The sequence below is a fragment of the Streptomyces sp. NPDC050674 genome, assembly GCF_040654575.1.
In the GTDB taxonomy this organism is placed as follows: Bacteria; Actinomycetota; Actinomycetes; order Streptomycetales; family Streptomycetaceae; genus Streptomyces.
The window spans coordinates 42,109-65,522 of record NZ_JBFAIG010000025.1; the positions used below are offsets into that span (position 1 = coordinate 42,109).

Genomic DNA, 23,414 nt, shown 5'->3' on the forward strand with positions numbered 1-23,414 from the left:
AACCAAGTCGGCCCACCGGCCGTTCCCGGGCCGAACGCCCGCGCCGACCGATGGATGGCCTCTTGCCCAGGTTCAGTGTCATTGTCCCCGCGTACCAGGTTCAGGCGTACCTGCACGAGTGCCTGGAGTCGGTGCTCTCCCAGTCCTGCCCCGATCTGGAACTGATCGTCGTCGACGACTGCTCCCCGGACGCGTGCGGCGCGATCATCGACGAGTTCGCCGCCCGTGACACGCGCGTACGCCCCGTCCATCTGCCGGAGAACGTCGGGCTGGGCCGCGCGAGAAACGCAGGGGCGGCGCACGCGAGCGGTGACTACCTGCTGTTCCTCGACGGCGACGACACGCTCACGCCCGACGCGCTGCGCTCGATCGCCGACCGGCTGAAGGAGACCGGCGAGCCGGACGTGCTGGTCTTCGACTACGCCCGCACCTACTGGACGGGGGAGGCGATCCGCAACCAGGCGGCCCGCCAGCTCACCGAGCGGGGCCCGGCGCCGTTCCGCCTGGAGGACCGGCCGGGGCTGCTGCGCCTGCTGATGGTCGCCTGGAACAAGGCCTACCGGCGGGAGTTCGTCGAGCGGGAGCAGTTCGCCTTCCCGCCCGGCGTCTACGAGGACACGCCGTGGACGTACCCGGTGCTGATGACCGCCGAGTCGATCGCGACCCTCGACCGGGTCTGTGTGCACTACCGGCAACGGCGCCAGGGCAGCATCCTGCGCACCACCAGCGAGCGGCACTTCGACGTCTTCGAGCAGTACGACCGGGTCTTCGCGTACCTCGACGAGCGGCCCGCGCTGGCCCAGTGGCGGCCGGTGCTGTTCCGCCGCATGGTGCACCACCTGGCGATCGTGTACTCCCGGCGGGACCGGCTCCCCCGGGGCTCGCGCGCGGACTTCCTGCGCCGGGCCCGCGCCCACTACCGCCGCTACCGCACCCCCGGCGTCACCGTCCCCCTGCGCTGCCGGATCCACCACGTCCTGATCCGCTTCGGCCTGCACCGCACCTACCGCACACTCCAGCTGGCGTCGGCCCTGCACCGCGCCGCCGCCAGGACCGCAGGGAAGCTGCTGCGGGGCCTGCGGTCGGCCGCCCTGAGGACCCACTACCGCCTCCAGCGGTGTCTGCCGCTGCGCGCCGACCGCGCCGTCTTCGCCGCCTACGACGGGCGCGGCCACGGCTGCAACCCGGGTGCGCTGGAGGGCGCGTTCCGCGATCTCGCGCCGCACATCCGCACCTCCTGGATCGCCCGCCGCGAGCACCACCACACCATCCCGCCCGGCCCGCGCCGCCTCGTCCCCGGATCGGCCGCCTACTGGACGGCGCTCGCCCGCTCCCGGTACCTGGTCAGCAACACCGGCTTCGACGACCGTCTGGCCAAGCGCCGGGGCCAGGTCCTGATCCAGACCGGGCACGGCACCCCGCTGGGCCACATCGGCCTCGACCTCCAGGAGCGCCCGGCGGCGGCCCGGGGGCGGGACTTCGCGCGGCTGCTGAAGGACGTCGACCGGTGGGACTACGTGCTGTCCGCCAACCGCCACACCACCCTGACCCACGAGCGGGTCCACCCCGGCCGCTACACCATGCTGGAGTACGGCTACCCCCGCAACGACGTGTTCCGCACGGCGACCGAGGCGGACGTGGCCCGGCTGCGCGATTCACTCGGCATCCCGCGGGGCGCCGTGGCGATCCTGTACGCGCCGACCCACCGCGACTACCGCCGCTCCCAGCGCCACGCCCTGGACCTCCAGCGGATCGTGCGGCGCCTCGGCCCGCGCTTCGTCGTCCTGGCCCGCTCCCACCACGCCTACGACGCCCCGCTGACCACCACCTGCGGCCGGGTCGTCGACGTCTCCGGCCACCCGAGCGTGGAGTCGCTCTGCCTCGCGTCGGACGCCCTGGTCACGGACTACTCGTCGCTGATGTTCGACTACGCCAACCTGGACCGGCCGATCGTGATCCACGCCGACGACTGGGAGGCGTACGACGCGGCCCGGGGCACCTACTTCGACCTGCGGGACTTCCCGCCGGGTGCGGTCGCTCGCGGGGAGGACGAGCTGATCGACATCTTCGCCACCGGACACTGGCGCGGCTCCCGTTCGGCCCAGTTGCGGGCGGCGTTCCGCGAGCGGTTCTGCGCCTACGACGACGGCCGGGCCGCCGAACGGGTGGTGCGCCGGGTCGTGCTCGGGGAGTCGGAGCTGCCGCCGGTCGTGCCGCTCGGCGAGCGCCGGCCGGTGCCCTCGGCGGCGGCCTCGCTGACGCGTGAGCCGCTCACCACGGTGCCGTTGCCGGCCGGGCCGCACGCGGTCGCCGACAGCCACTGACCACCTCTCACCCCGGGGAGTCCGCATGCCCTCAAGCCCGTCGCGGCCGAGACCCAGCCGGCCGCCCTCCTGCCGACCGCCCTCCTGCCGTCCGTCCGGGCGGCCCGGACGTCCGCGCTCCGCCTGAGGACTTCCGACTCCGGCAGCCCCGCCTCCTGACAGAAAGAGCAGCATGCCCCGCTTCAGCATCGTCGTTCCGTCCCACGGGGTCGTGGGCCGGCTGTCCCTGGCGCTGGACTCGGTCCTCGCCCAGTCCTTCGGCGACTTCGAGCTGATCCCGGTCTGCGACGCACCCGACGCGCCGGCGGCGGACGTCGTCGCCGGGTACACCGAGCGGGACTCGCGGGTGACGCCGGTGCACTCGCCGCCGTCGGCCGGTCTGGCCGGGGCGCGCACCACCGGGCTGCGGGCGGCGGTCGGCGGCCATGTGCTGTTCCTCGACGGCGACGACGTCCTGGCCCCGGGGGCGCTGGCGGCGCTGGACGCCCGGCTGAGCGCGGTGGGCGAGGTCGACGTCCTGTACTTCGAGCACGAGCGCGCCCCCTGGTGGGAGGGCGAGCCGACCAACCCGGCAGCGCCCCTGCTGGCCAAGGCGCCGGACGGTGCCTTCTCCCCCGGCCGGTTCCCGAAGCTGACGGGCGTGGCACTGCCGGCGTGGAGCGCGCTGCACCGCCGGGCCTTCCTCACCGAGCAGGACATCACCTTCCCGGGGGAGCACTTCACCGACGTCGGGTTCGGCGGCCTGGTCACCCTGCGGGCGGAGCGGGTGGCGGTCCTGCGCACGGTCGTCGTCCGGCACCTGCTGCGCCGGCAGGGCAACCGCCTGAACCTCCCCGGTGAGCACCACACCGAGCTGCTCGACCAGACCGAGCTGGTGCTGACACGGGCCGTGGAGCAGGGGTTGCCGGGGGACCGGCTGGTGCCGCTGTTCGAGCAGCTCTTCGCCGCCGTGCTGAAGACGGCCGCCCATCCGCGGCGGCTGACCTCCGGGCGCCGGGCGTTCTTCCGGCGGGCGAGCGCGCTGTACCGGCAGTACCGCCCCGCCGGCCACCGGGCGCCGGGCGGCAGCGTCGGCGTCCAGCACCGGCTGCTGGCCTCCGGGTCGTACGCGGCCTTCCGCGCCCTGCGGGCCGGCAACCGGACGGCGTCGCGGGCCGCCGCCCTGCTCCCCCGCCCCCGGGGGTTGCGCACCCGGCTGCGCTACGCGGCGGCTCTGCGTCGCCCGCTCGACGAGAACCTCGTCGTGTACTGCGCGTACTGGGGCCGCGGCTACGCCTGCAACCCCGCCGCCATCCACGCCAAGGCCCGCGAGCTGGCGCCGCACCTGCGCGCGGTGTTCCTGGTGGAGCCGGACGCGGTGGGCAGTGTGCCGCCGGACGTGGAGTACGCGGTGATCGGCAGCCGGAAGTACTGGGAGGTGCTGGCCCGCGCCAAGTACCTCGTCAACAACGCCAACTTCGCGGACGCCGTGGTCAAGCGCCCCGGCAGCGTGCACCTGCAGACCCAGCACGGCACACCGCTCAAGACGATGGGCGCCGACCAGGCGACGTACCCGGTGGTGGCCGCGGCTACCGGCAGCTTCGCCAGGCTGCTGGCGCGGGTGGACCGCTGGGACTACAACCTCACCTCCAACCGGCACTCCACCGAGATGTGGGAGCGCGCGTTCCCGAGCGCCCACGAGACCCTCGAGTACGGCTATCCGCGCAACGACGTCTACTGCACGGCGTCCGCCGAGGACGTCGTCCGCGTCCGCGAGGAACTGGGCGTCCCGCACGGCAAGAAGGCCCTGCTCTACGCGCCCACGCACCGCGACTACGCCACCGGCTTCGAGACGGGGCTGGACCTGGCGGCGTTCTGCGAGGCGATCGGCGACGACTACGTGGTGCTGCTGCGCGCCCACTACTTCTACGACCGGGGGGCGAGCAGGGGCGGTGGCCGGATCATCGACGTCACCGGGCACCGCTCGTCGGAGGACGTGTGCCTGGCCGCGGACGCGCTGATCACCGACTACTCGTCGATCATGTTCGACTACGCCAACCTGGACCGGCCGATCGTCGTGTACGCCGACGACTGGGACGTCTACCGGGAGACCCGGGGCGTCTACTTCGACCTGATGGAACTGCCGCCCGGCCGGGTCGCCCGCACTCCCGGGGAGCTGGCGGCCGTGTTCCGCGACGGCTCCTGGGCGGACGAGTCGGCGGCGTCCCTGCGGGCCGCGTTCCGGGAGCGCTTCTGCCAGTTCGACGACGGGCGCGCCGCGGAGCGTGTCGTGCGCCGGGTGCTGCTGGGGGAGCCGCCCGCGTTGATCCCGCCCGTGATCCCGCTCGCGGAGCGCGCCCCGGCCCCCGCCGCCACCCTCGTGAGGAGCTGACCGAAGAAGTGCCCCGCTTCAGCATCATCGTCCCCGTCTACAAGGTGCAGGGCTTCCTGCGCGAGTGTCTCGACTCGGTGCTCGGCCAGTCCTACGGCGACTTCGAGGTGATCGCCGTGGACGACCGCTCGCCGGACGGCAGCGGCGCCATCCTCGACGAGTACGCCGCCCGTGACGCCCGGGTGCGGGTGCTGCACCTGCCGGAGAACGTGGGCCTGGGCCGGGCCCGCAACGCCGGTCTCGCCGAGGCGGCCGGCGACTACGTCCTCTTCCTGGACAGCGACGACCACTACACGCCGGGTCTGCTGGCCGCCGTCGCGGCGCGCCTCGCGGTGACCGACGACCCGGACATCCTGGTCTTCGACCATGTGCGCACCCACTACTGGGGTCGCGGCGGGCGCAGCGAGGCGGCGGACCTGCTGGCCTCGGCCGGTCTGGAGACGTTCGGCATCCGTCAGAGCCCGCGGTACCTGAGGCTGTTCCTGGTGGCCTGGAACAAGGCCTACCGGCGGGCCTTCTTCCAGGAGCACGGTCTGCGGTACGCGGCGGGGCTGTACGAGGACGCCCCGGTGACCTACCGGTCGATGGTGCTGGCCGAACGCATCGCCTGTCTGGACCGGATCGGCGTGGAGTACCGGCAGCGCCGGCAGGGCGCGATCACCAAGACGCCCGGGCGCCGGCACTTCGACATCTTCGCGCAGTACGAGGGGTTGTTCACCTTCCTGGAGCAGCGCCCCGACCTGGACTGGGCGCGGCCGCTGCTGCTGGAGCGGGCGCTGGACCACATGCTGTTCGTACTGGCCCGCGAGGACCGGGTGCGGCCCGCGGACCGGGGCGACTTCTACCGCGAGATCCGCTCCTTCCACCGCCGTCACCTCCCCGAGGGCGGCTTTCCCCGGCCGGACGGCTGGCGCGGGGTCGAGATGCGGCTGCTGGCCTCGGCGCCGTACGCGTCGTACGCGGCGGCGCGCGGGCTGCGGGAGCTGCGCGCGGCCGCCCTGGGCGGGCAGCGGCGGGCGGTGAGGAAGGCGTCGGAGACGGCGGCGCGCGGCTGGTACACGGCCCAGTCGAAGCGCCCCCTGGACCCGCACCTCGCCGTCTACGCGGCGTCCCACCACCGGGGTGTCTCGGGCGATCCGGCCGCGATCCACGCCAAGGCCCTGGAGATCGCCCCGCACATCCGGGGCGTGTGGGTGGTCCGGGAGGACGCGGTGGACGCGCTGCCGCCCGGCATCGACCATGTGACGCCGGGCTCGCGGCGCTACCACGAGGTCATGGCGCGCGCCACGTACTGGGTGAACGACGTCAACTGGCCCGGCACCCTGGCCAAGCGGCCCGGCAGCGTGCACATCCACACCCACCAGGGCACCCCGCTGAAGTTCATGGGCGCGGACCTGCTGACCAAGCCGGGCGCCCGGCACGGCTTCGACGTGCCGCAGATGCTGCGCCGGGCCGACCGCTGGGACTACAGCCTGGTCGCGGGGCGGCACGCGGAGCGCGTCTGGGAGCGGGCCTACCCGTGCCACTTCACCTCGCTGCGGACCGGCAGCCCGCGCAACGACGCGCTGGTCGGGGCGGATCCCGAGCGGGGCCGACAGGTGCGCGAACGGCTCGGCGTCCCGGCCGGTGACACGGTCGTGCTGTACGCGCCGACCCGCCGCGACTACCGGCGGGGCGGCCATGTCGAGCGGTTCGACCTCGCCCGCTTCGCCGAGGACCTGGGCCCCGGGCACACGCTGGTCGTCCGGCTGCACCCCTCGCTGGCGGCGGGCGTGGCGCGGGGCCTCGGCCTGTCCGACCTGCACCGGCGGGGCGTGCTGGTGGACGCGACCGACGAGCCGCACGTGGAGGACGTGATGCTCGCCTCCGACGTGCTGGTCACCGACTACTCCGCCCTGATGTTCGACTACGCCCTGCTGGACCGGCCGATCGTGGTCCACGCCGACGACTGGGGCGCCTTCGCGGCCAGCCGGGGCGCCTACTTCGACATCACGGCCGACGCGCCGGGCCATGTGTCGCGCTCGTACCGGGAGCTGGCCTGGCTGTTCGCGTCCGGCACCTGGCAGGACGCGGAGTCGGCGCGGCTGCGCTCGGGCTTCCGGGAGCGCTACTGCGAGTTCGAGGACGGGCGGGCCGCCGAGCGGGTCGTCCGGCTGCTGATGCTGGGTGAGCGGGGCGGCACGCTGCTGCCCGCGGCCCGCCGGACCGAGGGTGTCCGCACCCGACCCGAGGCGCTGATCGAGAGATGAGAACTCCCGCGACCCCCGAGGCCGTCCCCTCCCTGCCGGGCCAGCGGGCCTCCTCGGCCCGGCCGCCCGCCGCCGCCGAGCGGCTGCCGTGGGTGCCCGGGTGGCACGCCGCCCTGGTCGCCGTGCCCACTGCGGCCCTGTTCGTGCTGGGCTACCGGCGCCGCTGGATCTGCGACGACGGGCTGATCTACCTGCGCCCGGTCCGGCAGATCCTGGCGGGCAACGGGCCCGTGTTCAACGTCGGGGAGCGGGCGGAGAGTTCGACCGGCACCCTGTGGCAGTGGCTGCTCGCGCTGGCCACATGGGTCACCGGCGAGGACCCGGCGTTCCTCGCGGTCGGGCTCGGCCTGGCGCTGAGCACGGCCGGGTTCGCGTTCGCCCTGCTCGCCACCTGCCGGCTGCACCGGGGCGCGGGGCCGCTGCTCCCGGCGGGTGTGTTCGTGCTGCTGGCCGTGCCGCCGTTCTGGTCGTACATGACCTCGGGTCTGGAGAGCGGCCTCGGTGCCTTCTGGACCGGCCTGTCGTGGTGGCTGCTGACCCGGACCCGGCGCGGCCAGGAGGCCCGAAAGACGTGCGCGGCGGCCTTCGTGTTCGGGCTGGGTCCACTGGTCCGGCCCGACCTGGCGGTGGTCACGGCGTGCTTCCTGGCGGCCCAGTGGTGGGTGCTGCGTCCCTCCCGGCGCGGCACGGCGGCGACGCTGGCCTCGGCGGGGGCGGTGCCGCTGGCGTACGAGGTGTTCCGGGCCGGCTACTACGGGATCCTGGTGCCACTGCCCGCCATCGCCAAGGAGGCGAGCGCCAGCGACTGGAGCCGGGGCGCCGGGTACGTGCAGGAGACGCTCGGGCCGTACTGGCTGTGGCCCGTCGTCCCCGTGCTCGGGGCGCTGGCCGCGCTGCTGGTGCGCCGGACCCGGCGGCAACGGCAGGACCGGGCACCGCGCCGGGCCTCGCTCGCGGTGCTGCTGGCTCCGTCGGTGGCGGGAGCGCTGCTGGCCGGGTACGTCGTCCGGGTCGGCGGCGACTACATGCACGCCCGCATGATCCTGCCCGCCCTGCTCCTGCTGCTCCTGCCGGTGCTGGTCGTGCCCGCGACCCGGTTCACCGGCGCCGCGAGCGTGCTGCTGGTGGTGTGGCTGTGCGCGGCGGTCAGTCCGCTGCGCACGCCGTTCGACGTGCGCAGCACGCCCGGCTCGTTCAACGTCCGCAGCTCCGACGTGGAGGGCCTCGGCGACCACAACCCGGTGCGCACCGCGACCTGGGTGGCCAACTGGCCCGCCCTGCCGGAGGGACGCGCCATGCTGGCGCGGGCCGAGCGCGCCGCCTCGCCGACGCTGCTCTACTTCGACGCCGGACGGCGGCTGCACGCCACGCCGGCGCGCGCGGACTCCCCGTACCAGGTGGTGATCGTGGGCCGTCACCTCGGCGTGACGGGTGCGGCGGCGCCGCTGGACGCCTACGTCAACGACGCCTGGGGACTGGCCAGTCCGGTCGGCGCGCATCTGGCGCTGGAGCGGTGGAGCTGGCCCGGGCACGAGAAGTTCCTGCGCAACCACTGGGTCTTCGCCCAGTGGGCGGTGAGGCATCCGCCTCACCGCGATCTGCTGCGGGCCGGGACGTCGCGGGAGGCGGTGGAGGCGGCCCGGGCCGCGCTGGGCTGCGGCGAACTCGCCGAGCTGCGGGAGTCGGTGCGCGCCCCGCTCACCGCCGAGCGGTTCTGGCGGAACCTCACCGGGGCGGCCGAACGGACACGGTTCCGTTTCGCGCGCTGGCCGGCGGCGGCGCGGCAGGCGCTGTGCGACGGGGCGGCAGGTGGGCGTAGCGGCCTCACCCGATGAAGTGACCCGGGGTCAGGGCGTGCGCGGCGGCGGGAACATTCGGCGCATGCCCCAGACCCCTTCCCCCCTCCTGTGAGCGCCCCGAGCGCCCCGGCCCTGGTCCGGCGGGCCGTGCGCGGCGCGAGCGCACTGCGCGGCGGCCGTGCCGGGAGGCTCACCCCGTACCGGTTCTACGGCGCCCTGTTCTGGCTGGTGATGACGCTGGCGTTCTGGCGGGTGCCGCTGTGCTGCGACGCCGGACAGCACGCGGCGGTCGTCGAGCGCCTCAAGGCCGATCTGCTGCACCCGGCGCACACCATGGCCGATCTGCCGGGCGAGGGCAGCCCGTACTACGGCCCGTACGCCGTCGCCCAGGGCGTGCTGGCGCGCCTGACGGGGCTGTCGGGCTGGGAGGTCGTGAAGCTCGCCGGGCCGGTGCACCTGCTGGTGCTGGTGACGGGGCTCGGCCGTTTCGTCAGGACCCTCACCCCGCGTCCCTGGGCGCCGGTGTGGGCACTGCTGTTCATGACGCTGCTGTGGGGCACGGCGCGGATCCTGTGGAGCGGCTACCTCGGGCTGATGTCGATGACGACGAACCTGGGCTACCCGTCCGCCCTCGCCATCGGGCTGACGTTCTGGGCATGGGCCTGGACGGTCACGCGCGCGCGGGACGACGCCCCCGCCGTGCGGTTCGTCGGCCCGAGCGGGCTGGGCGGCTGGTGGGGGTACGCCGGGATCGGCGTGCTGTACGGGCTGATCCTGCTCACCCACCCCGTCACGGCGGCTTCGGCGCTGACCGGGGCGGTGGCGCTCGTGGCGTCCCGGCAGCGCGGCTGGCGCCGGCCGGTCGTGGCCCGCTGGGCGCTGACCGCGGCGGCCTGCGCGACGGTCGCCCTGACCTGGCCGTACTACGACGTGTGGACGTTGGTGGGCGACACCGGCATGGACGCGATGCACCGGCAGCTGTACGAGAGGATGCCCGCCAATTCCTGGCTGGCGCTGCTCGGGCTGCCCGCGCTGTGGGTGCGGGCCCGCCGGTCGGCGCGTGATCCGCTGGTGTGGATGTTCGTGCTGGAGTGCCTGCTCGTGGCGTACGGCTGGGTCAGCGGGCACTACACGTACGCCCGGGCGCTGTGGGCCCTGCTGGTGCCGTTGCAGTTCGCCCTGGCGGTGGAGCTTGCGGCGCCCCGGCCCTGGCGGCGGGCCCGGCGGGTGCTGGGCGGGGCGGCGGCGGCCGGGGTGTGCGTCGGGTTCCTCACCGTGCACGCCGGTGCGGTGGTGCCGCGCTCGGTCGATCCGGTGGGCTTCCCGCAGCCGACGCGCTGGCCGTCGTACGACTGGGCGGCGCGGTACATCGGGCCCGGTGAGGTGGTGATCACCGACGGGTACCTCGCCGGTCACGCGATCGCCGGGTACGGGCCGAACCTCGCGGCGCCCATCTGGCCCGACCCCGCCCTGGACGAGCGGGAGCGGAAGCGCCGGGCGGCCGACGTGCGCGCCTATCTGGCCGCCGGTTCGACCCGCGCCGAGCGCTCCGCCGTCGTCCGCCGCTATCACGTGCGCTGGCTGCTGCTGACGCGCTGGCACCCGGTGCCCGAGGAGGCCGTGGTGGTGGCGTGGAGCAGACGGACGGGGGAGGTGCTGGCGCGGGTCGGGTGAGGTCCGGTGTCCCCGGGCTTACTCGATGACGAGGTCGACCTCGATGTTGCCGCGGGTGGCGTTGGAGTACGGGCAGACCTGGTGGGCCTGCTCGACGAGCTTGCGGCCGGTCGCCTCGTCCACGCTGTCGGGGAGCTCCACGCGGAGGGTGACGGCGAGGCCGAAGCCCTCGCCCTGCTTGCCTATGGAGACCTCGGCGGTCACGGCGGCGTCGCTGACGTCGACCTTGGCCTGGCGGCCGACGAGCCCGAGGGCGCTGCCGAAGCAGGCGGCGTAACCGGCGGCGAAGAGCTGCTCGGGGTTGGTGCCCTGGCCGTTGCCGCCCAGCGCCTGGGGCATGCCCAGGGCGAGGTCCAGCACGCCGTCGGAGCTGACGGCCCGGCCCTCACGGCCGTGGGTGGCGGTGGCGACAGCGGTGTAGAGCGCGTCCATGGAAAACCTTCCCTCTCACGTCAACGATCGGCGGCCCGCTTCCGGGCCGCCCGACACCCAGAAATTAGAGCACACAATTAAGTTGTGCGCAATTGAATGGCGAGCGCGAGCTACCCTGGACGCATGAACACGCCCGACGACGACTGGCTCCGCCTGGACCAGCAGATCTGCTTCTCCCTGCACGCGGCCTCCCGCGCCTTCAACGGCGTCTACCGCCAGATCCTCAAGGACCTCGGGCTCACCTACCCGCAGTACCTGGTGATGCTGGTGCTGTGGGAGCACGACGAGCTGCCCGTCAAGAAGCTCGGCGAGCACCTGCGGCTCGACTCCGGCACGCTGTCGCCGCTGCTCAAGCGGCTGGAGGCGGCCGGTCTTGTGCGCCGGGAGCGCAGTGCGCGCGACGAGCGGTCGGTGGAGGTGCGGCTGACCGAGGAGGGCACCGCCCTGCGCGGGCGGGCCCTTCAGGTCCCGCGCCGGATCGCCGTCTCGACCGGCTTCGCCCCCGAGGAGATCCGAGCCCTGCGCAGCCGCCTCGACGAACTCACCACCGCCCTGGACGCGGCCGCGCTCGCGGAGCCGCAGGAGGGCGCGCCGGCCGACGAGCGGCCGTGACAGCACCGGGTGCCGGGGGGCGGCTGCGGCCGTAAGGGAGGCGGGTGCTTGCCGAGCGGGCACCTTGAAGCCGGGGGACGGGGACGCGGCGGGCGGACGCCGGCCGGCACGGCCCATCGCCCGCCGGGGCGCCTCCGGGCCGGGAACCAGGGCGAGGCGCCGCGCCAGCACGCCGGAACCGGAGCGCGAGCACCACGCCACGTGCGCCCCGAGCACCCGGGAGAAAGCCGGACCGGCAAGAACGGCGGCGGACGCGGCAGGCGGCCGACCGTCGGACCACCGGCCGGCACGGCCCGTCGCCCGGGGCGCCTCAGGACCGGGACCAGGGCCAAGGCGCCGGCATGCCGTATCAGGGCGGTGGCGTGCCGGAGGCGGGGGCGCCGGCTGAGATTTCGGGGGTGCGGCCGTCGGCCGGTTCGCGGGGTGGTTCCTCGCCGGTCGGGATGTCTCCGGTCCGGCGCCGGACGTAGAGGCGCAGGAGGACATCGTCGCGGATGCCTTCCTCGCGGACGTGCTCCTCTCGGACGGTGAACTCCCCGACCAGGACCGCGAGCTTGGTGCGCTCGACCGGGTCGGACGGGCTGCGGCGCGGGTCCAGCGCGGATCGCTCGGCGACGACCCAGACGCGGTCCACCGCGGCGAGCCGCCGGCGCAGTTCCCCGGCCGTGGCCTCCCGGCCCCACAGCGTCCCGGAGTGAGGCGCGGACTCCCGCAGCGCGATGTCCCGGGTCCGCCGGAACCCCTTCGGGTAGGCCAGCGCGGCGAGCCTGCCGACCGACGGCACGAACAGCACCGGGTCGCCAGGCCGCATCTGCCGGACGGCGAGCGCGGAGACCCAGGCGAGGTTGTCCGGGCGGTGGGAGGCGGACCGGTCCTGGCGATGCACCGGGAGCTGCGTCAGGAAGGTGGTGGTGAGAACGAGGACCCCCGCGACGCCCAGCACGGCGCGCACCCGCCGGCCGCCGACCCGCATCCGCCGCCCGTCGAACCGCACACGCCCCAGGGCCCGGCCCACCCGCCCGGCCCCGGCCGCCGCCAGCAGGGACGCGCCCGCGAGCGCATAGAGCACGTACCGGTCGTGATAGAGCGGCCGGGCCTGCGAGACGGTCATCAGAACCGCCGGCGGCACCAGCAGCAGCGGCAGCGCGACCGCCGCCGTCCGCCGCTCCCGCAGCCCCACGGCCGTCAGCACCAGCGCCCCCCAGAACACCGGCGCCGCCGGGCCCGGGGCGAAGTTCCTGGCCAGCCTCTCGACCCGGTCCCAGCCCGGCGACACCAGCCACGCCACTTGCCCGGACTGCCCCTGGGACACCCACACCAGCGGCAGCAGGAGCAACGCGACCACCCCCGTCGCCCGCCCCCAGCCGGACCAGACCCTCCTCGGCACCCGCAGCAGGGCCAGCGTCACCGCGTGCGCGCCCAGCACCGGCACCGCCAGTTCGTGCAGCGCGCAGGTCAGGGCGACGACCGTCCCGTACGGCCACCAGGCCCGGACGCCCCCCGCGTCCACGGCCCGCACCAGCAGCAGGGTCGCCCCCGCCACGCCCGCCGCGACGAGTGCGTAGGACCGTCCCTCCTGGGCGTAGTGGCCGGCCATCGGCGTGATCGCGTAGAGGACACCGGCCCACAGGCCCACCCGCGGGCCGGCCAGCCGGACGCCCAGGGCCGCGACCAGGCCGGCGGTCGCCGCCGCCGCGCACACCGACGGCAGGCGCAGCACGACCTCGCTCGGGTGGACGGCGAGGACGGCGTGCATGAACAGGTAGTAGAGGCCGTGCACCGCGTCCACCTCGTGCAGCAGCCGCCAGATCTGCGGGACCGTGCGCTGCGCGACCTGGAAGGTGACGCTCTCGTCGCCCCACATGCCGCCGCGGTCCAGACCCCACAACCCGGTCGAGAGCATCACCGCCATGGACACCGCCACCGCCGCCGTGCCCGCCCCGAACCGGCCGCTCCCCCTCGACTGTCCGCTCTCCACGGCCCGATTCTGCGATGATTGAAGCTCTTTGATCGGGTTTGGTGGTGTGTTATCACTTTCATGTCATTCGCCCGGCTTACGATCCGCTGTGATGAACGCCGAGACGCATGCCGAGAGGGACACCCGGGGGCCGCTCGCCGAGGTCGCCGTCGTGGTGATCGGTTACGACGACGCCGCCCATGTGACGGACGCCGTGCGCTCGGCGCTCGCCCAGGGGCCCGCCGTGCGCGAGGTGATCGCCGTCGACGACTGCTCGACGGACGGCAGCGCGGGCCTGCTCGACCGGCTCGCCGCCTCGGAGCCACGCCTGAAGGTGATCCGCCGCCGGGTCAACAGCGGCGGCTGCGGCACCCCCCGCAACACCGGGCTCGACGCGGTGGCCTCGCCGTACGTGATGTTCCTGGACAGCGACGACGTCCTGCCGCCCGGCGCCGTCGCCGCGCTGCTCGAGGCGGCATCGGGCGCGCGCGCCGAGGTCGCGAGCGGTCTGTGTGTGCGCCGGGAGGTGCCGTCGGGCCGCGAAGTCCCCTGGCAGCCCCGCCTCTACGCGCTGCACGCCGTGGTGCCGCACCCCGCGCGGCGCACACGCCTGGTCCACGACACGCTCTGCGTCAACAAGCTCTACCGCACCGCCTTCCTGCGCGCGCACGGCATCCGCTTCCCCGAGGGCCGCTTCCCCTACGAGGACGTCGTCTTCACCGCGCGCGTGCTCGCCGCGGCCCCACGCATCGCCCTGATCCCGGACCGGGTGTACGTCTGGCACGTGCGCCGGTCCGCCGAGCGGCTGTCGATCTCCCTGGACCGGGCCGGGGTCGCGAACTGGCGGGCCCGTACGGAGGCCTGCCGGCAGGCGTACGAGGTGCTGCTGGGCGCGGGGCAGAAGGAACTCGCGCGGGCCGTGCGCGCCAAGTTCCTCGACCACGATCTTCGGATGTACCTGCGCGAACTGGGGTTGCGCGACGCCGCCTACCGGCGCGCCTGGTGGGAACTCACGCGGGCGCATCTGGCCGAGTACGACGCCGACGACTGGGCGCGCAACCCGGCTGCTCCCGGCCGGCTGGCCGGGCGGGTCGTCCTGGCCTGTCCGGAGCCGCGCGACCTGCCCCGGCTGCGGGAACTCGCGGCCCGCCCGGCCCGCCTGTGCCCGCCGTACGCCCACGCCGCGGACGGCACGCCCGTATGGTCGGCCGACCTCCCCCAGGTCTCCCTGGAACCCCTGCTGGCCCGGCCGGTGGGTGCGCTGCCCCTCGCGGTCGACGCGGAGCTGCGGGCCCGGGGGCGGGACGCCCGGCTGCGGCTGCGGCTGCGGCTGCACGAGCTGTACGGGCGGGTGGCGCAGGCGGGTCCTGAGACGGTGGAGACGCAGTGGCGGCACCGGGACGACGGGGACGTGGTGGTCCGCGGCGCGACCCTGGCGCTCACGCCGTACGAGCCGGGCGCCGAGGCCGCCGGGACCGGCCCCGAGTCCGCCGGAAGCTGGTGGGCGGAGACGACCGTCGACCTCGCCGCCCTGGCCGCGCGCGGCGCGGGCACCTGGGACCTGCGCCTTCGCATCCGCTTCCGCGACGGCGCGAGCCGCGACGTCACCGCGCACGCCCTCACGGGCACCGGTCTGCTGCGCCGCGGCGCCGTCCCGAGCGCCCGGCACGGCGTGGTACTTGTACAGCCGTACATCACCCACTCCGGAGCGCTGGCGCTGCGGGTGGCTCCCGGCGTACGCGGTGTGCTGTCGGTCGCGCGCTCACGACTGCGCCGCCTGCTTCACTGAGAGCACGCGCGTACGACGACCACGACGGATCAGCGCACAGCACCACCACGGTCAACTGACGAGGGGACGGCCGCACATGACCTGGTTGATCACCGGCGGCGCCGGCTACATCGGCGCGCACGTCGTACGGGCGATGACCGCGGCGGGGGAACGGGCGGTGGTGTACGACGACCTGTCCACCGGCATCGCCGAGCGCGTGCCCGACGGGGTGCCGCTGGTGGTGGGCTCGACCCTGGACGCCGAGCGGCTCGCCCGCGCCCTGGTGGACCACGCGGTCACCGGCGTCGTCCATCTCGCGGCGAAGAAGCAGGTGGGCGAGTCGGTCGAACTGCCGCTGCACTACTACCGGGAGAACGTCGAGGGCCTGCGGGTCCTGCTGGACGCGGTGACGGCGGCGCGGGTGCCGTCCTTCGTCTTCTCCTCCTCGGCGGCGGTGTACGGCATGCCGGACGTGGACCTGGTCACGGAGGAGACGCCGTGCGCGCCCATGTCGCCGTACGGCGAGACCAAGCTGGCCGGCGAGTGGCTGGTCCGCGCGACGGGCCGGGCGACCGGGCTGTCGACGGCGTGCCTGCGCTACTTCAACGTGGCGGGCGCCGCGAGCCCGGAGCTCGCGGACACCGGGGTGTTCAACCTCGTGCCCATGGTCTTCGAGAAGCTCACGGAGGACGCGCCGCCGCGGATCTTCGGAGACGACTACCCGACTCCGGACGGCACCTGCGTGCGGGACTACATCCACGTCGTCGACCTGGCCGAGGCCCATGTCGCGGCGGCCCGCGTCCTGAGCTCCTCCCCCGGCCGCGGTCTCACGCTCAACATCGGCCGGGGCGAGGGCGTCTCCGTGCGCGAGATGATCGACCGCATCAACGAGGTCACCGGCCACGACCGGCCCCCCACCGTCGCCCCCCGGCGCCCGGGCGACCCGGCCCGCGTGGTCGCCTCCGCCGACCGGGCGGCCACGGAGCTGGGCTGGAAGGCCCGACACGACGTCCGGGACATGATCACCTCAGCGTGGGAGGGGTGGCTGCGGCTCCATCCGAAGGCGCTGCGGGACTGACCCACCGGAGCCCCCGCCGCGTCTGCCGCGGGCCCGATCCCCGGCGCGCCAGCCCGGAGAGCCCGGCGCGCCTGCGGGGCCCCCGAGCGCGGTTCACACCCGCCGAGGCCTGGCCGCGTGGGACAAGTCCCGACCGCCGCGAACGAACCCCCCACGGCACCCCAGCCACCACGGCCCCGGACAGGGCACACCTGCCCGGCCGTGCGGGGCAGGGCCCACCCCCCAGGCGAACCGCCAACGACACCCCAGCCACCACGGACCTGCGACAGGGCACACCTGCCCACGCCCCCGCGCGCCAGCCCGCCGCGCGCCAGCCACCCAGTCCACGCGTGGTCGACACCCGCCGGGGCCCGGCCGCGCAGGGCAGGGCCCGCCCTCCGGGCGAACCGCTAACGACACCCCAGCCACCACAGGCCGGGGACGGGGCAGACCTGCCACGGCCCGGCGCGCCAGCCCGGCCCCCCGGCGGCCCCTGCCGGGCCCTCCCGCGCGTTCCGCACCCGCCGGGGCTCACCGACGCGGGACCCCGCAAGCGAACCCCACCGACACCCAGCCACCCCGGACCCGGACAGGGCAGACCTGCCCGCGCCCCCGCACGCCCGCCGCGGCCCGCCCCACCGGCGTCGCCGAGGCGGCGGCCTACAGCGCCTTCAGGCCCTCCGACGTGGCCCGGGCCAGCGCGTCCAGGTAGCCCTTGGGCAGTTTCGGGGTGCGGATCACCACCGAGCGCCAGTACAGCGGGCCGGAGATCAGGTCGAGGGCCAGCTCGTGGTCGATGCCCTCGCGCAGTTCGCCACGGCGCTCCGCCGCCGTCACGATGCCGGTGGCGACGCCGTCCTGGCCCTCGCGCAGGGCCTTCTGCAGGGCCTCGGCGATGTCGGGATTGCGGGCCGCCTCGGCCTGGAGGTCGGGGATGACCTGCGAGGCGACGGGGTGGCGCAGGGCCCGGGACGTCACCTCGTAGAGCAGCCGCAGGTCGCCCTCGAGGGAGCCGGTGTCCGGCGCGGGCAGGCCCTGCACGGCGAGCGCCGAGACGATGTCGAGCACCAGGTGCAGCTTGGAGCGCCAGCGGCGGTAGACCGCCGTCTTCCCGACGCCCGCCCGGCGCGCGATCCCCTCGATGGACATCCGCGCGTAGCCGACGGCCGCGAGTTCCTCGAAGACGGCCGCCCGGATCGCTTCCGTCACGTCCTCCCGCAGTACCGCGGCCCCCGCGGGGGCCCGGCGGCGCGGCGGCTGCTGGGGCTCGTCGGGCTTCGTCGTCATGCCGACAGCATAGGGCGTCACGACGAAACGGTTGCGTTCCGACGCTCGGCCGTCGTACGCTCCCGTTACGACGATACGGTCCCGTCCCGACGTAAGAATCCGTGAAGAGTCCGGTAAAAGTCCACCCCTGCCCTTGCTCTTCGCGGCCCAGGTCCCACCCCTCCCCGAGCGAAAGCAGCGGATGTGAGTACGGTCCTCCACACACCGCCCCAGTCCCCGGCACCGGTCCCGGCCGACGACCTCGCGGCCCTCGCCGCCCGCCACGGCCTGGCCGTCAGCGGCGCCCGGCCCTCCCTGCCCGAGTACGTGCGCCAGCTGTGGGCCCGCCGCCACTTCATCACCGCGTTCGCCACCGCCAAGCTCACCGCCCAGTACAGCCAGGCGAAGCTCGGCCAGGTCTGGCAGGTGATGACCCCGCTGCTGAACGCGGCGGTCTACTACTTCATCTTCGGCGTGCTGCTCGGCACCAAGCACGGCGTGCCGGACTACATCCCGTTCCTGGTCACCGGCGTGTTCATCTGGACGTTCACGCAGAGCTCGATCATGGCGGGCACCCGGGCCATCTCCGGCAACCTCGGCCTGGTCCGCGCCCTGCACTTCCCGCGCGCCGCGCTGCCGCTGTCCTTCTGCCTCCAGCAGCTCCAGCAGCTGCTGTTCTCGATGGCGGCCCTGGTCGTCATCCTGCTCTGCTTCGGCGTGCCGGTCGGGGTGTCCTGGCTGCTGGCGCTGCCGGCGCTGTTCCTCCAGTTCACCTTCAACGCGGGCGTCTCCATGGTCATGGCCCGGATGGGTGCCAAGACCCCCGACATCGCACAGCTGATGCCGTTCGTGCTGCGCACCTGGATGTATGTCTCGGGTGTCATGTGGAGCATCGACAAGCTGGCACAGAAGGACAGCCTGCCCCACGTGGTGACCATCGCCCTGGCCGCCAACCCGGCCGCCGTCTACATCGACCTGATGCGCTTCGCCCTGATCGACAGCTTCCACGCCGGCCAGCTCCCCGCCCACGTGTGGGCGATCGCCGTCGGCTGGGCGCTCGTCGCCGGCGTCGGCGGCTTCATCTACTTCTGGAAGGCTGAGGAGACGTACGGCCGTGGCTGAGCACCCGAGCGAGAAGATCCCCACCGTCATCGCCGACGGCGTCGACATCGTCTACCGCGTCAACGGCACCGGCGCCGGACGCGGCTCCGCGACCGCCGCCCTCAACCGCATCGTGCGCCGCAAGCAGACCGAGAAGGCCTCCGGCGTGCGCCGGGTGCACGCCGTGAAGAACGTGTCCTTCGTGGCGTACCGGGGTGAGGCCATCGGCCTGATCGGCACCAACGGCTCCGGCAAGTCGACCCTGCTGAAGGCCGTCGCCGGACTCCTGCCCGTCGAGAACGGCCACATCTACACCGACGGCCAGCCGTCCCTGCTCGGCGTCAACGCGGCCCTGATGAACGACCTGACCGGCGAGCGCAACGTGCACCTCGGCGGCCTGGCCATGGGCATGTCCCGCGAGCAGGTCAAGGAGCGCTACCAGGAGATCGTCGACTTCTCCGGCATCAACGAGAAGGGCGACTTCATCACGCTGCCGATGCGGACGTACTCCTCCGGCATGGCCGCCCGGCTGCGGTTCTCCATCGCCGCCGCCAAGGACCACGACGTGCTGCTGATCGACGAGGCCCTGGCCACCGGCGACCGCTCCTTCCAGAAGCGCTCCGAAGAGCGCATCCGCGAGCTGCGCAAGCACGCGGGCACGGTGTTCCTGGTCAGCCACAACAACAAGTCGATCCGCGACACCTGCGACCGCGTGCTGTGGCTGGAGCGCGGGGAACTGCGCATGGACGGCCCGACGGAGGACGTCCTCAAGGAGTACGAGGCGTTCACCGGCGACAAGGCCGCCAAGCCGAAGCCCAAGGCCGCCGTTCCCTCGTGAGGCCCACCCGGTCGGCCCTTTCGTCCCATTGATGGCAGCATGACCGCATACGGTGCACGCTGCGAGAGGGGGTCCCCGGGATGGCCGAACTCAGTGTCATCGTCCACGGGCCGAACGTTCAGGACCATCTGACGGAACTCCTCGACTCCCTCGCCGCCCATCCCCTGCCGGACGCCGAGGTGATCGTGGCCACGGTCGGCGACTGGGCCCGGGAGACCGCCGAGCGGCACACCCCGGACGGCGCGGTCGACGTAGTGCCGCTTCCGGACGGCACCGGCGATCCGGCGGCCCGGGCGGCGGGCGCGGCCCGGGCGTCCGGCCGCTGGCTGCACTTCGTCCACGCCAAGGACGGCCTGCCCGCCGGCACCCCGCGCACGGTCGCGGAGCGGGTGGCCGAGCTACCCGGCGAGGTCGACGTCCTCCTGCTGGACCACGTCCGCAGCACCTGGCACACCTCCGGCATGCCCTCCTCTGACGGCCCGCTCCTCGCCCGGGCGGGCCGCGCCGACCTCGCCCTCGACGACTGCGCGCCCCTGCTGCGGCTCACCCCGCTGCTCGGCACCCGCGTCCTGCGCGCCGACTTCTGGCGGGCGCACGAGTCACGGCTCAGCACCGAGGACGAACCGTACGCCGCCCTGGCCGCCCTGCTGCTCGCCGAGCGCGTCGCCTGCCTGCCGCACGTCGCCTACGAGGACCGCCGGCTGCGCCCCGCGAGCCTGCCCCCGGTCACGCCCGAGCAGCGCTACGGCCTCGTCGAGCGCTACGAGTCGCTCCTCGGCCTCACCCGCGACCGGCGCCCCGTGCACACCGTCCTCTACGACGTCATGGTCCGCGACTGCCTGCGCACCTTCGCGCGCGGCGGCATGCCGGAGGAGGTCGCACGGGAGTTCTTCCGCCGGGCGTCCCTGGCCGCCCTGCGCCACCGCCCCGAGGGCTACCGCCGCCCGGGCGGACTCGAAGGCGTCCGCCGCTCCCTGCTGGAGGAGGGCGCCTACGCGAAGTACCGGGCGTTCCAGGCCGTCAACCGCACCCGGCGCACCGCCAGATCGGCCGTACGGGCCCGGAAGCGCCAGGCCGGCGCCATGCTCCGCGACCACCAGTACCGCAGGGCGCTCGGCCGCCCGGTCAACCCGCACCTCGCGGTGTTCTCGGCGTACTGGAACCGCGGCGTCGCCTGCAACCCGGCCGCGATCGCCGCCAAGCTCACCGAACTCGCCCCGCAGATCCACCCGGTGTGGGTGGTCACGGAGGAGAACGCGGCGCTGCTGCCGCCCGGCACCGACCACGTGGTGCCCGGCAGCCGCCGCTACTGGGAGGTGCTGGCCACCGCCAAGTACCTCGTCAACAACGTCAACTTCCCCAACGCGGTGGTCAAACGCCCCGACTCGATCCACGTCCAGACCCACCACGGCACGCCCCTGAAGCGCATGGGCATCGACCAGATGGCGTTCCCCGCCGCCGCGCAGGGCCTGGACTTCCGGGCGCTGCTGGAGCGCATCGACAAGTGGGACTTCAGCGTCTCGGCCAACAGCCACACCACCCGGATGTGGGAGCGCGCGTACCCGTCGCGCTACGTCTCGCTGGACCACGGCTATCCGCGCAACGACGTCTACTACACGGCCGGCGCCGCCGAGATCCGCGCGGTCCGCGACCGGCTCGGCATCGCCCGCGGCCGCCGGGCGGTCCTCTACGCGCCCACCCACCGCGACTACGAGGCCGGCTGGACCCCGCGCCTGGACCTCGCCGCCCTCGCCGACCGCCTGGGCGAGGACACGGTCCTGCTCGTGCGCGGCCACTACTTCTACGGCGGCGCCGCCTCCCCGCTCACCAACCTGCGCCGCACCGGCCGGATCGTCGACGTCTCCTCCTACGACCCGGTCGAGGAACTGTGCCTGGCCGCGGACGCCCTGGTCACGGACTACTCCTCGATCATGTTCGACTACGCCAACCTCGACCGGCCGATCGTGATCCACGCCGACGACTGGGAGACGTACCGCACGACCCGAGGCGTCTACTTCGACCTGATGGACCAGGCCCCGGGGCCCGTCTCCCGCACCCAGCAGGAGCTGACGGAGATCCTCACCACCGAGGCCTGGCGCGACGAGAACGCGGCGAAGACCCGGGCCGTCTTCCGGCGCCGGTTCTGCGAGTACGACGACGGACGCGCCGCCGAACGCGTGGTGCGCCGGGTTTTCCTCGGCCAGGACGAACGGGACCTGCCGCCGGTGCTGCCGGTCGAGGAGCGCACCCCGGCCCCGACCCCGCAGGAGGCGACCGCATGAGCACCCCCGACGTCACCGTGACGGTCATCGTCTACAACGACGCCGAACGGCTCACCCGCGCGGTCGACTCGGTCCGCCGCCAGACCCACACCGACATCGAGATCATCATCAGCGACGACCACTCCACCGACGAGACCCCGGCGGTGGCGCAGCGGCTGGCGGCCCGGGACCCCCGCGTCCGCCACCTCCGCCTGGAGCGGAACAGCGGAGGGTGCAGCGTCCCCCGCAACCGCGCGCTGCGGATCGCCCGCGCCCCGTTCCTGATGTTCCTCGACAGCGACGACGAACTCCCCGAGAACGCCGTCGCGACTCTGCTCGCCGCGCACCGCGAACGCGAGATCGACTTCGCCATGGGCGCCGTGGAACGGATCCGCGTGGACAACGGCCGCCGCTCGACGTGGATGCCGCACCTGGTCGCCGAGCGGCGCACCCTCGACGGCATCGAGGCGGACCCGCGGCTGCTGTTCGAGCACCTGTCGACGAGCAAGATGTACTCCCGGGCCTTCCTCGACCGGCACGGCCTGCGCTTCCCCGAGGGCATCCACTACGAGGACCAGCTGTTCTCGGCCCAGGCGTACTGCCTGGCCAAGAGCTTCACGATCGTCCCCGAGCCGGTCTACCGCTGGTACGTGGCGCCCTTCGCGGCCTCCGAGACGGCCTCCATATCCAACCAGCGGCACAAGCTCGCCAACGTCCAGGACCGGGTCCACGTCCAGCGGCTCATCGACGCGTTCCTGGCCGAGAGCGGGCACGAGTCGCTGCGTGAGGACAAGGACCACAAGTTCCTCAAGCACGACTTCCGCATGTACGCCGGTGATCTGCCGTACCGCGACGACGCCTGGCTGACGTCCTTCGCCGACATCGTCACGCCCTACCTCGACACGCTCACCCCGGGCGCGTTCGCCCGCCTCCCGCGTGCCGAACGCGTCGTCCTCCAGCTGATCCGCGATCGGCGGCTGCCGGAGGCCCGCCTCGCGGCCCGGGGCCTGGGGCACGGAGTGGGACCGAGGCGCGTGGTCACCGACGCGGACGGCCGCACCTACTGGGGTGACCGGGTCCCCGACTCCGAGTGGTCACGCCGTGAACTGGACGTCTCCGACCTGGAGCTGGCGACCCGTCCCTTCCCGAGCGCCCTGTTCCGCCACGAGATCACGGAGATCACCCGCGGCCCGGGCGCCGCGATCGACCTCACCATCCGCACGTACGACCCGGCGCTGCGGCTGCCGGTCGGGCCGCAGCGCGCCATGCTCCTCATCGCCCCGGGCGGCCGCCGGCTCAGCGTCCCCTTCCGCCTCTCCCCCGTCCGCCCCGGCCTCTTCGAGGGCCACGCCCACCTCGACCTCGGGGCGGCCCGGCTCCCCCTCCAGGGCTTCGCGGGCATCCGCCACCCGCTGCTCCGCCTCCAGCACCAGGGCCTGTCCCACACGGGTCTGCTGCTGGCGCCCCTGACGTTCCCGACGCTGACGACCCGCGTCCCGTCCCACCACCTGACGGTGGAGCCGGAGGGCCACGGCCCGGGCCGCCTCCAGGTCCGCTGGGAACCGGTGGGACTCACGGCGAGAGTGATCCGCCCGACGGTACGCAGACTGGCCCGTCCGAGGGTGAAACGGGCAGCGAGGCTGGTGGCGAGCGCGTTGCGGTAGCCCCCGGCTGCGGGCATGCGTGCCGCCGCTTGGCTGCGGGC

Annotated in this window: 15 protein-coding genes; 12 read left to right on the forward strand and 3 right to left on the reverse strand. The window is 74.0% G+C overall.

Translation table 11 applies throughout. The features are described 5' to 3' along the window. The first annotated feature begins 62 nt into the window (after positions 1-62). The 5 genes from AB0I06_RS31250 (at position 63) to AB0I06_RS31270 (ending at position 10,417) form a co-directional block, all read left to right on the forward strand. Positions 63-2,324 carry a bifunctional glycosyltransferase family 2 protein/CDP-glycerol:glycerophosphate glycerophosphotransferase gene (locus AB0I06_RS31250; RefSeq protein ID WP_363122210.1) on the forward strand — a complete coding sequence of 754 codons (2,262 nt, stop codon included), beginning with the start codon at positions 63-65 and terminating at the stop codon, positions 2,322-2,324. A gap of 172 nt (positions 2,325-2,496) precedes the next feature. Continuing rightward, a complete protein-coding gene (locus AB0I06_RS31255) occupies positions 2,497-4,695 on the forward strand; it encodes a CDP-glycerol glycerophosphotransferase family protein (RefSeq protein WP_363122211.1) in 2,199 nt (732 codons plus the stop codon). 8 nt (positions 4,696-4,703) lie between these two features. Further along, the gene (locus AB0I06_RS31260) at positions 4,704-6,944 is read left to right on the forward strand and encodes a bifunctional glycosyltransferase family 2 protein/CDP-glycerol:glycerophosphate glycerophosphotransferase (RefSeq protein ID WP_363122212.1); all 2,241 of its coding nucleotides are present in this window, start codon (positions 4,704-4,706) and stop codon (positions 6,942-6,944) included. Beyond that, on the forward strand, positions 6,941-8,779 hold the full coding sequence (locus AB0I06_RS31265; protein ID WP_363122213.1) for a hypothetical protein: 1,839 nt from the start codon (positions 6,941-6,943) through the stop codon (positions 8,777-8,779). Before AB0I06_RS31260 ends, AB0I06_RS31265 begins: the two co-directional genes overlap by 4 nt. Before the next feature lie 297 nt (positions 8,780-9,076). Beyond that, positions 9,077-10,417, forward strand: a complete 1,341-nt coding sequence (locus AB0I06_RS31270; protein WP_363122242.1) for a hypothetical protein — start codon at positions 9,077-9,079, stop codon at positions 10,415-10,417. A gap of 18 nt (positions 10,418-10,435) precedes the next feature. On the opposite strand, the gene AB0I06_RS31275 is transcribed toward AB0I06_RS31270, so the two are convergent. After that, complete coding sequence (locus AB0I06_RS31275; protein ID WP_010039835.1) at positions 10,436-10,849, reverse strand: organic hydroperoxide resistance protein; 414 nt, start codon at positions 10,847-10,849, stop codon at positions 10,436-10,438. A gap of 123 nt (positions 10,850-10,972) precedes the next feature. Here AB0I06_RS31275 and AB0I06_RS31280 point away from each other — a divergent pair, with 123 nt between their 5' ends. After that, positions 10,973-11,461, forward strand: coding sequence for a MarR family transcriptional regulator (locus AB0I06_RS31280; RefSeq protein WP_363122214.1), 489 nt, complete (start codon positions 10,973-10,975; stop codon positions 11,459-11,461). A 349-nt stretch (positions 11,462-11,810) separates the two neighbouring features. Here the strand turns inward: AB0I06_RS31280 and AB0I06_RS31285 are convergent, their stop codons facing one another. After that, positions 11,811-13,373 (reverse strand): glycosyltransferase family 39 protein, encoded by a 1,563-nt coding sequence (locus tag AB0I06_RS31285; RefSeq protein ID WP_363122243.1) that lies wholly within the window; start codon positions 13,371-13,373, stop codon positions 11,811-11,813. Between the two features lie 157 nt (positions 13,374-13,530). Here AB0I06_RS31285 and AB0I06_RS31290 point away from each other — a divergent pair, with 157 nt between their 5' ends. Both AB0I06_RS31290 and galE read left to right on the forward strand, forming a co-directional pair. Further along, on the forward strand, positions 13,531-15,207 hold the full coding sequence (locus tag AB0I06_RS31290) for a glycosyltransferase family 2 protein (protein ID WP_363122215.1): 1,677 nt from the start codon (positions 13,531-13,533) through the stop codon (positions 15,205-15,207). A gap of 76 nt (positions 15,208-15,283) precedes the next feature. Then, the gene (galE, locus tag AB0I06_RS31295) at positions 15,284-16,264 is read left to right on the forward strand and encodes a UDP-glucose 4-epimerase GalE (RefSeq protein WP_363122216.1); all 981 of its coding nucleotides are present in this window, start codon (positions 15,284-15,286) and stop codon (positions 16,262-16,264) included. Between the two features lie 639 nt (positions 16,265-16,903). Here galE and AB0I06_RS31300 read toward each other — a convergent pair. Beyond that, entirely contained in the window at positions 16,904-17,530 is a 627-nt protein-coding gene (locus AB0I06_RS31300; RefSeq protein ID WP_363122217.1) for a TetR/AcrR family transcriptional regulator, read from the reverse strand. Positions 17,531-17,713: 183 nt separating this feature from the next. On the opposite strand from AB0I06_RS31300, the gene AB0I06_RS31305 reads away from it, so the two are divergent. From AB0I06_RS31305 to AB0I06_RS31320, 4 genes are all read left to right on the forward strand, one after another. After that, entirely contained in the window at positions 17,714-18,631 is a 918-nt protein-coding gene (locus tag AB0I06_RS31305) for an ABC transporter permease (RefSeq protein ID WP_363122218.1), read from the forward strand. Then, positions 18,624-19,448 carry an ABC transporter ATP-binding protein gene (locus AB0I06_RS31310; RefSeq protein ID WP_363122219.1) on the forward strand — a complete coding sequence of 275 codons (825 nt, stop codon included), beginning with the start codon at positions 18,624-18,626 and terminating at the stop codon, positions 19,446-19,448. Before AB0I06_RS31305 ends, AB0I06_RS31310 begins: the two co-directional genes overlap by 8 nt. Positions 19,449-19,528: 80 nt before the next feature. After that, positions 19,529-21,730 (forward strand): CDP-glycerol glycerophosphotransferase family protein, encoded by a 2,202-nt coding sequence (locus AB0I06_RS31315; RefSeq protein WP_363122220.1) that lies wholly within the window; start codon positions 19,529-19,531, stop codon positions 21,728-21,730. Continuing rightward, positions 21,727-23,373 (forward strand): glycosyltransferase family 2 protein, encoded by a 1,647-nt coding sequence (locus AB0I06_RS31320; protein WP_363122221.1) that lies wholly within the window; start codon positions 21,727-21,729, stop codon positions 23,371-23,373. The genes AB0I06_RS31315 and AB0I06_RS31320 overlap by 4 nt, the downstream gene beginning before the upstream one ends. Positions 23,374-23,414 lie beyond the last annotated feature (41 nt).